We start from the raw sequence: 15,653 nt of genomic DNA on the forward strand, positions 1-15,653 counted from the left end.
GCATCTGTCGAAACGGATGCCTGTTTTTTTATGAGTATAAAATTTATTTCTTTTTGAATAAACCATTGATTAGGTCACTGGCTTTTTTCGTAGCTTCCTGAGTTTTCTGTTCTTTCTCAGTTGCAGCAGCTTTAGTAGTATCTTTAGCTTTTGTGTTTTTATTGATTAAATCAGTAAGTGCAGAAGTACCTTTTTGAGTTAGCTTTTCTTTTTGCTGATTTACTAATTGAGTGGTTAAACTCGTAACCGCAGTTTTCATATCCGTAGAAACCTTTGGATTAGAAAAATTACCTGTAATAAGTGCATTTATCGGAATGTTTTGCAATTTTGCAGCATCTGCAGGAGACATTTTTGCGATAAAAGCATTTGCTTCACTTCCTAAATATTTTGCAGGTACATCTAATTTCAAGTTGTAATTCATTGTTTGATCAAAACCGTGCGTTCCGCCTACAGTAACTTTAATGTCTTGATATTTAATATCAAATGGTTTTACATTTACTTTTCCGTCTTCAAAAGTCAGGGCTGCTTTAATATCATTTAAATTCACCTTATTCATATCAATAAATTTAAGATTTGAAGTCAAGGCATTCAATACAGTTGAATTTTTAGTATTTACAGTTGTAGAAAGCAACTGACCTATTAAATCTCCCGAAATAGATTTTAAATCCGGAGTAAGTTCATTTGCATCCAGGTTTCCGTTTAATTTTATGGTAGAATTTAATTTTCCATTGATGATTCCAGCAATTGGCGCAATTTTTTTCATCATGTCTAATTGCGTAAATGTTTGCGAAATATCAACCTGGTTAAAACCTAAATTCATATCAAACGTAGGAACTTTTGCTTTTGTAGAAACTGTTCCTGTTAAACCAATTGTTCCTCCAAAAATGGAAGTTTTAAAGTTTTCTAAAGTTGCTTTTTCATCCTTAACAATCAATTTTCCTGAAACATCTTTTAGTTTTAAGTTGTCATACAAAACCGTTGTTGCTTTTGCATTTATGGTACAATTTAAAAAAGCAGGAATCTTCATGGCTTCAGCAGGTTTTGCTGTTGTTGGTTTGGTTTCTCCTTCTTTTCCGGCTGCAGTTCCGGTTTTAGCAGGTTCTCCCGCTGTCATAAAATCATCAACGGCTAATTGGTTCGAGCTCATATTAAAGTTACCTCTCAGTTCTTGTTTCTTAAACATAAAACCATAGAAATTCTCTAAAACTCCATTAATACTTAAATCACTTTTTCCGGTTGTAGCATCAAATTTCTTTAAGTTAATAGTGCTTGGATTAAACTCAACCAAAGCCGTACTAATGTTCATTGACTTATTGTTTTCATCCGTATATTTAAATCCTGACAAACTCATCGTTCCGGCATTTTTAATGTTTTGATATTGGCTTTTTTCTACAGATGCCATATCAAATTGAGTCGTTACATCAGCTTTTAAAATACCAGCAAGAGGCTTGTCTATTTTAATTGGATATGCTTTTGAAAGATTAGCTAAATTCACAGTTCCTTTTAAGGCTGCATCTACAAACGGATTTACAGTTATGTTTTTAATATTTGCTTTAGCATTAAAAACATCCTGATCAATTCTAAAAGATAGTTTGTCTAAATTAACGTAAGTATCGTTTAAAATTCCCGTTTCATTGATAATCTTAGTATCGATTACAATATTCTGAACTGATTTTGGTAAGTTAGGATATTGAAAAGATGCATTATTTGACGCGATTGCAATATTAAATTTAGGAACAGTAGTATCTGTTAATTGTCCTTTTGCAAAACCAACAACAGTAAAATCTCCGGTAGTTTTTACACCTTCTAAACTTGATGAATAAGCAGAAGGGATTAATCCTAAGAAATTGGTAAACGATGAGGTTGGTGTTTTAAACTTTAAATCATAAACCTGACCTGCTTCAACCATCTGGATAAAACCGTCAAATTCTAATGGCAATTGGTTGATTAAAGCTTTGTTTTCCTTAAAGGTATATTTGCTTTGCTCTAAATCAATTCCTAAAACAGCGTCAAGAGTCAGTTTTACATTTTTCATGTAATTGATTTTGTCCATGTCCAAAGAAACGTTAGCTGTAGATTTCGTCGTTAAATCTAATTTAGAATTCGTAAAATCTCCGGTTCCTTCATGGTTTAAACTATCAATAACCATTTTTATTTTAGAACCCTGATCGATGTATCTAAAAGTGAAATTTTCGATTTTATAACTCTGAATTTTTAAAGAAAGCGGTTTGCTTGCTTCGTCTGTTTTTGTTTCTTTTTTATCTTTTAAAGCAATATCAAAGTTTCCGACACCGTCTTTATTAAAAATAATATTGATTAAACCATTCGTAGAACTTATTCCCTGAATATTCAAAGGTTCGTCTTTTCCTTTAAAAAGTTCCTTAATACTCATTTTTAAATTCAATTCACCTAACGAAACCAATGTGTCGCCTTCAAAAGGTGCTTTGTTAATGATTACCAGTTTTTCGATTCCAACCGTTGCATTCGGAAAGTTCCTGAACAAACTTAAATCAGCGTCAGCAAAACTTACTTTAGCATCAACACTTTCGTTGATCGCATCTGCAATTTTAGCTTTTATTTGATCTTTAAAGAAATACGGAATGGCAAATAATGCGGCTACAATCACCACGAGAACGATGGCTGTAATTTTTAAAATTTTCTTTAACATATAAATAGATTTGAGGATTTAATTTATAATTGACTCCTTGCAAAAATAGTTTTTTTTGATTGAGATCAAAGATAAAGTTTTTGTAAAATGTAAGAATATTTTTAAATTTTGTGAAAAAATAAAAATCCGTCTGAATATAATTCAAACGGATTTTTTATGGTTTTATGATTTTGATTATTTTTTAATAAAAGAAACAATCTTCTTCGTCATGATTTCTGAGAGAGGCAGGGTTTCATTTGTATAGCTTTCTATATTGGCTTGAGTATCACCTTCAATAGTTTTCATGATATGATTCATGTTCTCAACAATCAAAAGTTCTGCATTTTTATTGGCTTGTGCCAAAAGCTCTGCATCTTTTACGGTTACTTGTAAATCCTTATTTCCTTGCAGAATCAAAATAGGAACATTTAATTTATTAATTTCTGTTTGCGGATTATATTTAAACCAGGAAATTAAATAAGGCTGAATACTTGCTCGAAAAAGCGAATTAAGCATTGGATCAACTTTCTTTACATTATTGCCGCTTCTCAAACTATCAATAATAGGAAATGTTAACTCCTCTAATTGTTTATTTGCTTTTGATGCAATTTGTGCTTTTATCAATTTATCTGCTGATTCTCCCGGACCGGCGATCGAAATAAATTTGTTTGCTTTTGCTCCGGCAATCATTCCTATAAGTGAACCTTCACTATGACCAATCACAATTACTTGAGAAAAACGCCTGTCTTGTTTTAATAAATTAATCCAGCTTTTAGCATCTTCCGTATAATTTTCGAATACCAAAGTTTGTTCTGTAACAGCAGAAGCTTTGCTTTCGCCAATTCCTCTTTTATCATATCTTAAGGAGGCAATTCCGTTTTTTGCCAGCGTTTCTGCCAGCATTTTCAACGAATTATTTTTCATCATTGCATTATTTCCGTTTCTGTCTGTTGGTCCTGAACCTGAAATTATTAAGGCTACCGGATATTTTGTCTTTAAATCCGGAGTAGTCAACGTACCAAAAATCTGATCGATATTAATCTTTAAAATTAAAGGAGATTCTTTAAACGTGATTTCGCTTTTTTCCTGAGCATGGATTAGGCTCAGGAAAAGAAAGGCAGAAAGAGCAAATAATTTTTTCATTTTAAAAATGGAATTATTTAATATTTAATCCAAAAGGAAGCATCGCCTGAACTCCTTTTTGTTTTTGAAGTCTTTTTACCTGCTCAATAAGCATATAATTCTCTTCGCCAATTTCTTCTTTTATAAACGCTTCTTTTGATTGTGCAAAAGGCAAATTAGAAAGCAAATCGTTGAATGTTTTTTCGTATTCAGGATAATTTTGTGTGCTGTATGATTTTACTTTAGCAATTTTAGCAGCTTCGGCAATAGCATCATTTAAGCCGCCAATTTTATCTACCAAACCAATTTTTAAAGCCTCAGATCCTGACCACACTCTTCCTTGTGCAATAGCATCAACTTGTGCAAAAGTCATTTTTCTTCCTTCGGCAACATGCGTTACAAAAGTGTTGTAAATATGTTCAACACCTTCAAGAGTAAAAGCTTTAAACTTTTCATCAACAGGTACAAAAGGACTATAATTAGCTGAGTTTTCGTGGGTTTTTACCTGCTCAGTATTAATTCCTAATTTATTGGCAAGAGGAGTAAAGTTGGGTAAAATTCCAAAAACACCAATAGAACCTGTGATCGTGTTACTTTCTGCAAAAATTTTGTTCGCATTACAAGCAATATAATATCCTCCTGAAGCGGCATAATTTCCCATAGAAACCACAACAGGTTTTACTTTTTTGGTAATTTCAATTTCTCTCCAGATCAGGTCAGATGTTAATGCATTTCCGCCTGGACTGTCAATTCTAAGAACAATTGCCTTAACATCTTCATCTTTACGGGCTTCCTGCAAAGAACGACGCATAGAACCTTCGCCAATTACGGTAACATCACCTTCGCCGCTTTGTATTTCGCCCTGAGCATAAATAATAGCAATTTGATCTGTCGCTGTATTTGTCAAAGCCGTAGTAATATTATTTTGAGTATAATCTAAAATCGAAATCTTGTTATAATCATCATCACCGGTTACTTTCAAAGCTTTTTTGATCGCATTATGGTAAACATCTTCATAAGCAATAACATCTACCAAATGCTGTGCTTTTGCCATTTCCGGAGTTCTTGCCAATAAACCGTTTGCGATTTCGTTTAATTTATCAAGAGGAATATTTCTGCTTTTTGAGATATCAGTAGAAACAGTTGTCCAGATAGAATTTAATAAAGCAGTTACTTGTTCTCTATTAGCATCGCTCATTTTATTTTCTAAAAATGGTTCAACTGCACTTTTATATTTTCCGTGACGAATCACTTCCATATGAATCCCTGATTTATCCTGAAAATCCTTAAAGAACATTACTTCAGACGAAAGTCCTTTAAAATCTAAATCACCCGCAGGATTTATATAAACGGTATTGGCAACAGAGTTTAAATAATATTCTTTTTGAGAATACGTATTCGCATATGCCCAAACAAACTTTCCTGATTTTTTAAAACTTTCAAGAGCATTTCTTAAATCTTTATATTGAGCCAATCCTAAAGAAGACTCATCGTTTAGAATCGAAATTCCTTTGATATTATCATCTTTTTTTGCTGCTTCGATTGCATTGATTACATCCGTTAAACCAACGCCCTTTTTTTCAGAGAAAACAGTTACCCACGGATCTTTATATTTTCCGGCATAATCATTTTGAATTTGTTTTAAGTCTAATTCTATAACCGAATCATTTTTGACAGACACAGTGTCGTCTCCTCCAAAAATAGCTCCAATAAGAATTATTCCGAAAAAGAAGAACATGATAAATACAAAAATACCGACAACTGTGGCAATTACATTTCCTAAAAACTTCATAAGTATATTTTTTTAATAAGTAGCAAAAAAGGTTGGTTTGTTACAAATGTAATCTAAAAACAAATTATTTATTATATACGATTTGACCAAATATTTGTACTTTTTACATTTTTAAAATTCTAAATTAAAGATAGGGTATTTTGAAAGATATCCGAAGTTTTTTTAAACAGTAAAAGGAAATAAAAAATCAGAAACAGTGGGAAACTTCTAATTCTTGAGTTAAATAATGTGGGTAATTCTGAAATAGTTTTAGTTAATTTGCATTAATTATGAAGTCACAGCATCAAGTCGTTTTATCTATAGGCAGTAATCAGGGAAACAGGTTAGCAAACATCGAGAGTTGTATCGATTTAATACATCGCGAAGTAGGAACTGTAATCAGGGTTTCTAAGCTATACGAAACTCCTGCCTGGGGCTTTGAGAGTGATGCTTTTTATAATTGTGCTTTGCTTTTGCATACCACTTCATCAGCACAAAAAATACTCAGCCAGATTTTAAAAGTCGAAAAACATTTAGGCCGAATCAGATCTAATGAACAAGGATATCAATCCCGAATTATAGATGTGGATCTAATTGTTTTTGATGATGAAATTATTGATTCTGAGAAATTGCAGGTTCCACATCCTTTAATGCAAAACAGGAATTTTGTATTGTTGCCTGTTCGGGATTTAAAATTAGATTGGAAACATCCTGTTTTTCAGAAATCTGTTCCGGAATTAATTGCGATTTCTCCAGACGACAGCGTTTGTACAATAGTTCAGGATTTAAAGAATCCTTTGCGCGAAATTGCTTTAGAAAACTATAATTATATTGCTTTTGAAGGAAATATTGGAGCAGGTAAAACTACTTTGGTTCAAAAAATAGCCGATGATTTTAATGCTAAAACAGTTTTAGAGCGTTTTGCTGATAATCCGTTTTTACCCAAATTTTATAAAGATCAAAATAGATATGCTTTTCCGTTAGAGATGTCTTTCTTGGCAGATCGTTATCAGCAATTGTCAGATGATTTGGCACAATTTGATTTGTTTAAGGATTTTATCGTAGCCGATTATCATATTTTTAAATCATTGATTTTTGCCAAAATTACCCTGGCAGAAGATGAATATCGTTTGTATCGAAACTTATTTGATATCATCTATAAAGAAATGCCAAAACCTGATTTGTACGTGTACTTGTATCAGAACTCTGAACGATTGCTTCAAAATATCAAAAAACGAGGAAGAACTTACGAACAGAATATCGAAGCAGAATATCTGGATAAAATCAATAATGGTTACCTGGATTATATTAAATCCCAAACAGATTTGAATGTCCTGATCATAGATGTTTCTGATCGTGATTTTGTCAAAAAACACGAAGATTATCTTTTTATCTTAAACGAAATCCAGAAGAAGTTAAGTTAATTAGATAATTAGAGAATGTGTCAATTAGATAATTTTGGCAACGTATTTTAATTATCTCATTTTCTAATTGACAAGTTATTAATTAGATAATTAGACAATGCGTCAATTAGATAATTTTGGCAACGTGTTTTAATTATCTCATTTTCTAATTGACACATTCCCTGATTAAAAATACTATCTCTTTAAAGCAAAATGACCTCTTAAAACAGGCTTTGTATTGTCAATTTTCAAAGCATACCAATAATCAGAAGCAGGTAAAGGCATTTGTTCAAAAGTTCCGTCCCAGCTCATTTTAGAAGTATTTAATTGCGCAATCAGTTTTCCGTAGCGGTCAAAAATAGTAACTTCAGCCTGCGGATAATTTTCCATTCCGGTTACTTCCCATAAATCATTATAAGAATCATTGTTTGGTGTAAAAAATGCCGGAAACACAAGAACTACAAAGTTTTGAGAAGTTTCTCCGCAACCGCTTTTTTCTCTTACATACGCCGTTTGTAAACCGCCGGGAATATTATAAAACAAATTTGAATCCTGAAAGTTTATTCCGTCTACAGAATACTCAAAATAATCCGTTTCATTTTTAAGATAGATTATCGCAGTTGTTCCATTTACATCAATCCGATTTATTTGCGGAACCTGACGTTCATTAACAGTAATTGTTTTTCGGCTGGTACAATTTTCAGGAGCCGGACTTGTAACATCTACAGTATAAATTCCACCCGTTGTAGCATCAATAGTTGGTGACGTTGCACCATTATTCCACAGATAAGTCATTCCTGGAATTCCTGCGTCGAGTGTAACTTTCTGAAATTGACATAAAAGCAAAGTTTCGTCTGTAACAACCGGAGGCGTATAAATGACAATATTTATTGCTGTACGATTTGTATTGATACAAGTGCTATTCGAAGCCTCAGCGTAGTAAGTTGTATTGGTAGAAATTGTTGGGGTTGTAAATCGGTTTCCTGTATAAACACTTGTTCCGCCTGCAGAAGTTGTAAACCAATTAATTACTCCAATATTTGCATTAGCTTCTAGAACAACACTTCCTGCTCCGCAATTGTAAACTGTCAAAGAAGTCGCAACTAGTGTTGTAGGTGTTATGTTTACAGTAGCAATAACCGGTTTTCTATTTGATTCGCATCCCGCATCAACATAATAAGTTGTTGTGCCGGATAATACAGGAGTAGTATAGGAGTTTCCTGTTGCTAATAAATTTCCGCCAATAGCGGCATCGTACCAGCGAATTGTTGCTCCGATTGTTGCTGTTGCGTTTAATGTAAAACTTCCGGAATCACAAACAGAATTTGGGTTTGGGGCAGGTGTTGCAATCGGAATAGTAATTTTGGTACTCGTTGCAATTTTCAAAGGCAATTCACCCGGCATTCCGCCATATTCTACCACATAACCTTTCGGCTGATAATTTCCGCTTGGATCTCCTGTATTTGATAAATCATTCCAGGATCCTTTTATTCCAATACCAGGTTGGGTAACATGCGCATATTTTTCATTTCCTCCTTGATTATTAGGTTCTCCGTTATTCCAGAAAGCAAAATTTGGCGTTGAGCCGTTTGCAGTTCCATTCCAGAAAACAGTTCCCGCTTCAGGTCCTGTAACCCATTTCCAGACATTGTCAGTGTCCGCATCGGTTCCTCCAATCCAGCCTGTTCCAGAGGCTTGTTCTCCAATTAATTTTGCTTCATCTGTAGATAAAATAGTAGCCAGATATCCTTTTAGTCCATAGTAATTCCTGGCTTCCGCCGCAGTTTTTGCAGTTGACCATGTAATGCCAACACTGGGAACAAATAAATAATAATGTTGGGTAGAAGGCAAATAATTGGCTTGACCAATAGTTATAGAAAAAGTTCTGGTTCCTGATGCTGTCGCTGAAGAATTAGTAAACGCAAGATCTTTTACCGCAGCAACTATATCCGAATATGATAAATCAATACCAGTAAGACTTGCCAGAGTTAGCTTGCCTGATGATGCATCCCAGCTTTCCTTTATATTTGGATGTAAGGCAGGATTTAAAAGTTTTAGCACATCAAGACCGGAAACATAACCGGATGATATTTGAATATATACCGCCTGTGTTCCTGTTTCAGCCGGATCATGTGTTATAGAAAAATCAGTAACAATTTTAATATTATCTGTTGGACAATAAAATTGATCTCCTGTAGCACTTAATACTGGCGGAAGAGTTGTACTGGCATTACATTTATCCGCATACATAGCAGCGGCATCTTTATAAGACGACCAGTTAGTATCAGAGTAGGATTTGTTATCCACTTGTATACAACTCAGATTAAAATTCGATTTAAGATCCAGATACCTTATATCAGTATTAGTTCCATTTTTTAAATTCAAACTAACTAGTTGATTATCGTTGACTCTAAAATGGGTTAAAGCAACATTTTTTGAGACATCAAGGACAGATAGCTTATTAGAATTGCAGTGAATCACTACTAAAGCAGGATTATTCGAAGTATCCAGATTAGATAATTGATTATTATCGATGTTAAGACTTTTCAAGAGAAGATTTTGAGCAATATCAATAGTTGATAATTGATTAGAATTGCAGATTAAATCAATCAAGTATATATTTTTAGAAACACTTAAAGCGGTTAATTTATTTGTGCTGCAATATAAAATATTTAAATATAGATTTTTACTAAGATCTAAACCTGCTATTTGATTGCTTTCACAATGTAAAAAATTTAAGTCAGTATTTTGCGAAGTGTTTAAAGTAGAGAGTTTATTAAAACCGCAGCTTAAAGTTGTAAGATTACTATTTTTAGAAACATCTAAAGTAGTGAGCTGATTTCCTATGCAGTTTAATTTAGTTAATAATAGATTGTTGGAAATATCTAAATTCGATAATAAGTTATTCTCTAAATTTAAAATGTCTAAAGAAGAGTTTTTGCTTAAATCTATAGTTGTCAGTTTGTTATTTCTGGCAAAAAGCATAGTTAAAGCTGTGTTTTTAGAAATATCAATGCCGGTAAAATTATTATTGTCGATGTATAAAAACTCTAAATAAATGTTATTGGAGAGATCAAGCTGTGTTAAGTTATTAAAACTGCAAATTAAATAAGTAAGCTGTAAATTGTTGGAAAGGTTTAAAGTGCCGATTCTGTTTCTTTGGCTTGGATCAGTGTCTATTGCGCCAATGTTTAGTTGCTGTAATTTTGTAAAAGCTTCAATTCCTGTTAAATCTGAAATGTTTTTTCCGGGAATTTCTAAAGATGTTATTTCACTAATTTGCGCTGTTAGAACTTTACCGTCAATAACACCGCTGTCAATTCCTAAATCAATCAAAGCTTTTTCAAAGTTTGAATCAGGAATTGGTGTAAATTGTGCATAACCCAAAAAACCAATTAAAAATAAAAACCAGGTAATTCTATTTCTCATAAGCAATTTATTTCTAATTCTCCTTCGTAAATGTACTTAAGAGAATTGTAAAATAAATGCTGGCAATCAGTTATTTTGTTTTAAAAACATTTGCCGTTTGGTCTAAATTGTACTTGGCCAGTTTAATTTTTGAAATAAATCCCAAACCACAATTCCTGCGCTTACGGCAATATTCAGGGAATGTTTAGTGCCTAATTGCGGAATCTCTATACAGCCATCGCAAATTGCAACCGCTTCCTGAGCAACGCCATAAACTTCATTACCAAAAACAAGAGCGTATTTTTGATTTTTCTCTACTTTAAAATCCTGAAGAAAAACAGAACTTTCAACCTGTTCAATTGCCATTGTTAATACGTTATCCTTTTTAAGATTTTCGATAACTTCCAATACATTTTCATGATGTTCCCAAGCAACAGTTTCAGTAGCGCCAAGAGCAGTTTTATGAATTTCTTTATTAGGCGGAGTAGCTGTAATACCGCATAAAATTATCTTTTCGATCAAAAAAGCATCAGCAGTTCTAAACACAGAACCTATATTGTGTAAACTGCGAATATCGTCTAACACTAATATTAAAGGTGTTTTTTCCGATTTTTTAAAATCTTCAATCGATTTTCTGTCCAGCTCACTATTTTCTAGTTTTCTCATTGGTGTAAATTCAGGTCATAAAAAAAGCTTCCAAAGATAAGGAAGCTTTTCGATTATTTTATTTGTTTTCTCAGATTAGCTTTTAACTGGATCTGGTAAAACTGTACCTTTAATAGTAAGTACTTTTGTTGGTTGTCCTTCAGCATTAGAAGTAACAGTTACTGTTTTTGTAAAAGCACCAACTCTGTCAGTAGCATATTTTACACCAATAATACCTTTAGCACCAGGAGCGATAGGCTCTTTTGGAGTTGTTGGTACAGTACAACCACAAGATCCTTGTGTATTTGTAATGATTAATGGTTTAGTTCCGTTGTTTACAAAAACGAATTCACGTTTTCCATCAGCATTATGAGCGATAGTTCCGTAATCGATAGTTTCTGTTTCAAAAGCCATTCCAGCTCCTTCAACCTTAGCAACTTTAGCAGCTTTTGCAGTTGCTTTTTTAGCTTGAGCGTTAGAAGCAGTAATTCCAACTACAGCCAACATAGCGAATAAAATTATTTTTTTCATCTTTAGAATCTTTGTTTTAATTATGAACAAATCTATATAAAAATCTTATATCTTAATATAAAAAAATCTTAAAATATTTTAATTTTTGTTCCTCTTCGATATTCCTTTAAAATATTATAAATTCGCTGTCTTAATTTTTCATTTAAAACACAATAATTTGGCAGCGAAAGAGAAAGTGGTGAAAGAAACACCTTTAATGAAACAGTACAACGAAATCAAGAGAAAATATCCTGATGCATGTCTGCTTTTTAGAGTAGGTGATTTTTATGAAACCTTTGGAGAAGATGCGATTAGAGCGTCAAAAATCCTTGGGATTACCCTGACTAAAAGAGGTGCAGGATCAGAAACGGAAACGGCATTAGCAGGTTTTCCGCATCATTCTATTAATACGTATTTGCCTAAATTGGTAAAAGCCGGACTTCGTGTGGCGATTTGTGATCAGCTTGAAGATCCAAAAATGACCAAAACTATTGTAAAACGTGGCGTTACTGAGTTGGTAACTCCCGGAGTTTCTTTGAATGATGAGGTTTTACAATCAAAAACAAATAACTTTTTAGCATCTGTTTATTTTGCTAATAAAAATATTGGGGTTTCTTTTCTCGACGTTTCAACCGGAGAATTTTTAACGGCTCAGGGAAATGCTGAATACATAGATAAATTATTGCAGAATTTTAATCCAAGTGAAATTCTGGTTCCCAAGAATAACAAAGGAGATTTTAAGGCTTCTTTTGGAGAAGATTTTCATACTTTCTATCTGGAAGACTGGATCTATAAAGAAGATTATGCATTAGAAACCCTGACAAAACATTTTCAGACGGTTTCTTTGAAAGGTTTTGGAATAGAAGAATTAAAAGAAGGAATTATTGCATCCGGAGCAATTCTATATTATTTATCCGAAACGCAACACAATCGTGTACAGCATATTACCGCGATTCAGCGTATTGCCGAAGATGCATATGTATGGATGGATCGTTTTACCATTAGAAATTTAGAATTATACCATAGTTATAACCCAAATGCTGTAACGCTTTTAGATGTTATCGACAGAACGCTTTCGCCAATGGGAGGACGTTTGTTGAAACGCTGGCTGGCTTTACCATTAAAAGATAGTAATAAAATAAAAGGACGTCATGATGTGGTTTCGTATCTGAAAACAAATTCTGAAGTTTTATATAACATTCAATATCAAATCAAACAAATTTCAGATTTAGAGCGTTTGATTTCTAAAATTGCAGCCGGAAAAGTTTCACCGCGCGAAATTGTTTATTTAAAAGAATCTCTGGACGCTATCATCCCAATAAAAACTTTAGCGCTTGCAAGTCCGCAAGAAGCTGTAAAAGTTATTGGAGATAGTTTGCATGCTTGTGATTTGTTGAGAGAGAAAATCAAAACGACTTTAAATCAGGATGCGCCCGTTGCGATTGCAAAAGGAAATGCAATTGCAAAAGGTATTAGCGAAGAACTGGATGATTTGCGTGCTATTTCGACTTCAGGAAAAGAATATCTGGAAGGAATCGAAAAACGAGAATCAGAGAGAACAGGAATTTCCTCTTTAAAAATATCCTTCAATAATGTTTTTGGATATTATATCGAAGTTAGAAATACGCACAAAGATAAAGTGCCAACAGAATGGATTCGTAAACAAACTTTAGTAAATGCCGAGCGTTATATTACCGAAGAATTAAAAGAATACGAAACAAAGATTTTAGGAGCCGAAGAGAAAATTCATAAAATTGAAACCGATCTTTTTGAGCAATTAGTAGCCTGGATTGCGACTTATATCAAACCGGTTCAAATGAACGCCAATTTGGTTGCGCAATTAGATTGTTTGTGTTCCTTTACGCAATTGGCTGTCGAAAATCTATATGTTTGTCCTGAAATTGATGAAACATTCGAACTTGAAATCAAAAACGGAAGACACCCGGTTATCGAAAAACAATTACCGGTTGGAACTCCATATATTGCGAACGATGTTTATTTAGACAGAGAAACGCAGCAAATTATTATGATTACCGGTCCTAACATGTCCGGTAAGTCGGCTATTTTAAGGCAAACCGCTTTAATTGTACTATTGGCTCAAATGGGAAGTTTTGTTCCGGCTGACAGTGTTAGAATGGGAATTGTAGATAAAATCTTTACCAGAGTAGGAGCGTCAGACAATATCTCGATGGGGGAATCTACTTTTATGGTCGAGATGAACGAAACGGCTTCTATTCTGAATAATATTTCTGATCGTAGTTTAGTGTTACTGGATGAAATTGGTAGAGGAACAAGTACGTATGACGGAATCTCGATTGCCTGGGCTATTGCCGAATTTCTACACGAACATCCGGGAAAACCCAAAACATTGTTTGCAACGCATTATCATGAATTAAATGAAATGACAGAATCTTTGCCAAGAATCCAGAATTATAATGTTGCGGTAAAAGAATTAAAAGATACCGTTCTTTTTATCAGAAAGCTTGTAAAAGGAGGAAGCGCACATAGTTTTGGAATTCATGTTGCAAAAATGGCGGGAATGCCTCAAATCGTAATTCTGAAAGCACAAAAGCTATTAAAGAAATTAGAGAAGAATCATTCGAGCGATGCCTTAAACGGAGTTAAAGAAGCTGCTGACGAAATGCAAATGAGTTTCTTTAATCTGGATGATCCTTTATTAGAAGAAATAAAAGAAGAGATCATGAGCCTCGATATAAACGCAATAACGCCGGTCGAAGCACTGATGAAACTGAATGAGATCAAAAGAATGCTGGTTAAGAAATAAAATTTAAAAGTTTTCAAGTTTAAAGTTTAGGTTATCAGAAAGTTATAAAATAAGTGTGATTTTTTTTCAAAAAACGCTTGTATAATTGAATAAATGTCCTAAATTTGCACTCGCAATACAGAACAAGTCAAGTATTGTAGTTCTTACAAGAATTTGAAACGCGAAAATAGCTCAGTTGGTAGAGCGCGACCTTGCCAAGGTCGAGGTCGCGGGTTCGAGCCCCGTTTTTCGCTCAATGCCATATAATGCTCGGATGGTGAAATTGGTAGACACGCTGGACTTAAAATCCAGTGAACAGCAATGTTCGTGCGGGTTCAAGTCCCGCTCTGAGTACTAAAGCCTCTTCTTTTGAAGAGGCTTTTTTTATTGTGTAAACTCGCGCAGCATAAAATAAATTTGCGAAGTAAATTTATTTAAGAAATCAACAATCAACAATCAACAATCAACAATCAACAATCAACAATCAACAATCAACAATCAACAAAATCAACAATCAACAATCAACAATCAACAATCAACAATCAACAATCAACAATCAACAATCAACAATCAACAATCAACAATCAACAATCAACAATTAAAATATGGGTGCTTTTGTAATAAGTAAAAGGTTTAATGATGAGTATAAATTCGTGTTTACTTCCAGGAAAGGCAAAGTGATATTTATAAGCTTAAGTTATGAGTTGAAGTTTGAAGGTGAAGAGGATATTCAAAAATTTAAAGCAAATATAGATCAGGCTCGGTTTTTAAAATTTAAAGGCTCTGGAGGAAAGTATTTTTTTAAATTGATGTTAGGTGAGGTTCATTTTGCTACAAGTCGTAAATACACTACAGAATTGCTTTTGCAAAAGGGGATAAAAGAAATTGTTACGTATGCTTCGAGGTCAGAGATTTTGGATTTCTCGTCCAGTGAATCGATTTTTGAAGATGAGGTAGTCGAAGAAGAAGTTGAGGAATAAAAAAAAGCGATCGCCGCGGCGATCGCTTTTTTTTGTGCATTAATGCTTAAAATTAAGTACAAAAAAAACCATCTCAAGGATGGTTTTAAAATCTTTAGAACTTAGGTTCTAATTATTTTTTTACTTCTTCTACTTTAGCAGCAGCAGAATCAACTTTAGCAGCAGCAGAATCAACAGTTGCAGCAGCAGAATCAACTACAGCAGCAGCAGAATCAACAGCAACAGCAGTAGAATCTACAGACTCAGTAGCTGCAGCATCAGCTTTTTTACAAGAAACAACAGTTAAAACAGCAACAACAGCTAAACTTAAAAATACTTTTTTCATCTTACTTTATTATAAAAGGTTAATTATTAATTCGTGGCAAAGATATAAATTTTTTAATATGTAAAATATTTTTTTATT

General features: G+C 33.4%; 10 protein-coding genes and 2 tRNA genes. 5 read left to right on the forward strand and 7 right to left on the reverse strand.

Annotation, left to right across the window (positions count from 1 at the left end; genetic code table 11):
* Positions 1 to 43: 43 nt before the first annotated feature.
* The 3 genes from ASF10_RS03575 to sppA all read right to left on the reverse strand — a co-directional run bounded on the left by ASF10_RS03575 (position 44) and on the right by sppA (position 5,561).
* Positions 44 to 2,668, reverse strand: coding sequence for an AsmA family protein (locus tag ASF10_RS03575; protein ID WP_056245478.1), 2,625 nt, complete (start codon positions 2,666 to 2,668; stop codon positions 44 to 46).
* 174 nt (positions 2,669 to 2,842) lie between these two features.
* The gene (locus tag ASF10_RS03580) at positions 2,843 to 3,790 is read right to left on the reverse strand and encodes an alpha/beta hydrolase (RefSeq protein ID WP_056245480.1); all 948 of its coding nucleotides are present in this window, start codon (positions 3,788 to 3,790) and stop codon (positions 2,843 to 2,845) included.
* Positions 3,791 to 3,803: 13 nt separating this feature from the next.
* Positions 3,804 to 5,561, reverse strand: coding sequence for a signal peptide peptidase SppA (gene sppA, locus ASF10_RS03585; RefSeq protein ID WP_056245482.1), 1,758 nt, complete (start codon positions 5,559 to 5,561; stop codon positions 3,804 to 3,806).
* Positions 5,562 to 5,830: 269 nt separating this feature from the next.
* Between sppA and folK the strand changes: the two genes are divergently transcribed.
* The gene (folK, locus tag ASF10_RS03590) at positions 5,831 to 6,964 is read left to right on the forward strand and encodes a 2-amino-4-hydroxy-6-hydroxymethyldihydropteridine diphosphokinase (protein WP_056245484.1); all 1,134 of its coding nucleotides are present in this window, start codon (positions 5,831 to 5,833) and stop codon (positions 6,962 to 6,964) included.
* Positions 6,965 to 7,138: 174 nt separating this feature from the next.
* Here the strand turns inward: folK and ASF10_RS24475 are convergent, their stop codons facing one another.
* The 3 genes from ASF10_RS24475 to ASF10_RS03605 all read right to left on the reverse strand — a co-directional run bounded on the left by ASF10_RS24475 (position 7,139) and on the right by ASF10_RS03605 (position 11,527).
* Complete coding sequence (locus tag ASF10_RS24475) at positions 7,139 to 10,372, reverse strand: T9SS type B sorting domain-containing protein (protein ID WP_241774892.1); 3,234 nt, start codon at positions 10,370 to 10,372, stop codon at positions 7,139 to 7,141.
* A gap of 102 nt (positions 10,373 to 10,474) precedes the next feature.
* The gene (locus tag ASF10_RS03600; protein WP_056245485.1) at positions 10,475 to 11,017 is read right to left on the reverse strand and encodes an RNA methyltransferase; all 543 of its coding nucleotides are present in this window, start codon (positions 11,015 to 11,017) and stop codon (positions 10,475 to 10,477) included.
* A 75-nt stretch (positions 11,018 to 11,092) separates the two neighbouring features.
* Positions 11,093 to 11,527: a DUF1573 domain-containing protein gene (locus ASF10_RS03605; RefSeq protein WP_056245489.1), complete on the reverse strand. Its 435-nt coding sequence runs from the start codon at positions 11,525 to 11,527 to the stop codon at positions 11,093 to 11,095.
* Positions 11,528 to 11,684: 157 nt separating this feature from the next.
* On the opposite strand from ASF10_RS03605, the gene mutS reads away from it, so the two are divergent.
* The 4 genes from mutS to ASF10_RS03625 all read left to right on the forward strand — a co-directional run bounded on the left by mutS (position 11,685) and on the right by ASF10_RS03625 (position 15,250).
* A complete protein-coding gene (gene mutS / locus ASF10_RS03610) occupies positions 11,685 to 14,291 on the forward strand; it encodes a DNA mismatch repair protein MutS (RefSeq protein WP_056245491.1) in 2,607 nt (868 codons plus the stop codon).
* A gap of 160 nt (positions 14,292 to 14,451) precedes the next feature.
* A tRNA-Gly gene (locus ASF10_RS03615) sits at positions 14,452 to 14,524 on the forward strand.
* 14 nt (positions 14,525 to 14,538) lie between these two features.
* Positions 14,539 to 14,624: transfer RNA gene (locus ASF10_RS03620), tRNA-Leu, on the forward strand.
* A 251-nt stretch (positions 14,625 to 14,875) separates the two neighbouring features.
* Positions 14,876 to 15,250, forward strand: coding sequence for a hypothetical protein (locus tag ASF10_RS03625; protein WP_056245494.1), 375 nt, complete (start codon positions 14,876 to 14,878; stop codon positions 15,248 to 15,250).
* A 112-nt stretch (positions 15,251 to 15,362) separates the two neighbouring features.
* Here ASF10_RS03625 and ASF10_RS03630 read toward each other — a convergent pair whose 3' ends face one another.
* A complete protein-coding gene (locus ASF10_RS03630; RefSeq protein WP_055095081.1) occupies positions 15,363 to 15,575 on the reverse strand; it encodes a hypothetical protein in 213 nt (70 codons plus the stop codon).
* Positions 15,576 to 15,653: the final 78 nt, after the last annotated feature.

Origin of the sequence: Flavobacterium sp. Leaf82, assembly GCF_001422725.1 — a bacterium.
Taxonomy (GTDB): Bacteria; Bacteroidota; Bacteroidia; order Flavobacteriales; family Flavobacteriaceae; genus Flavobacterium.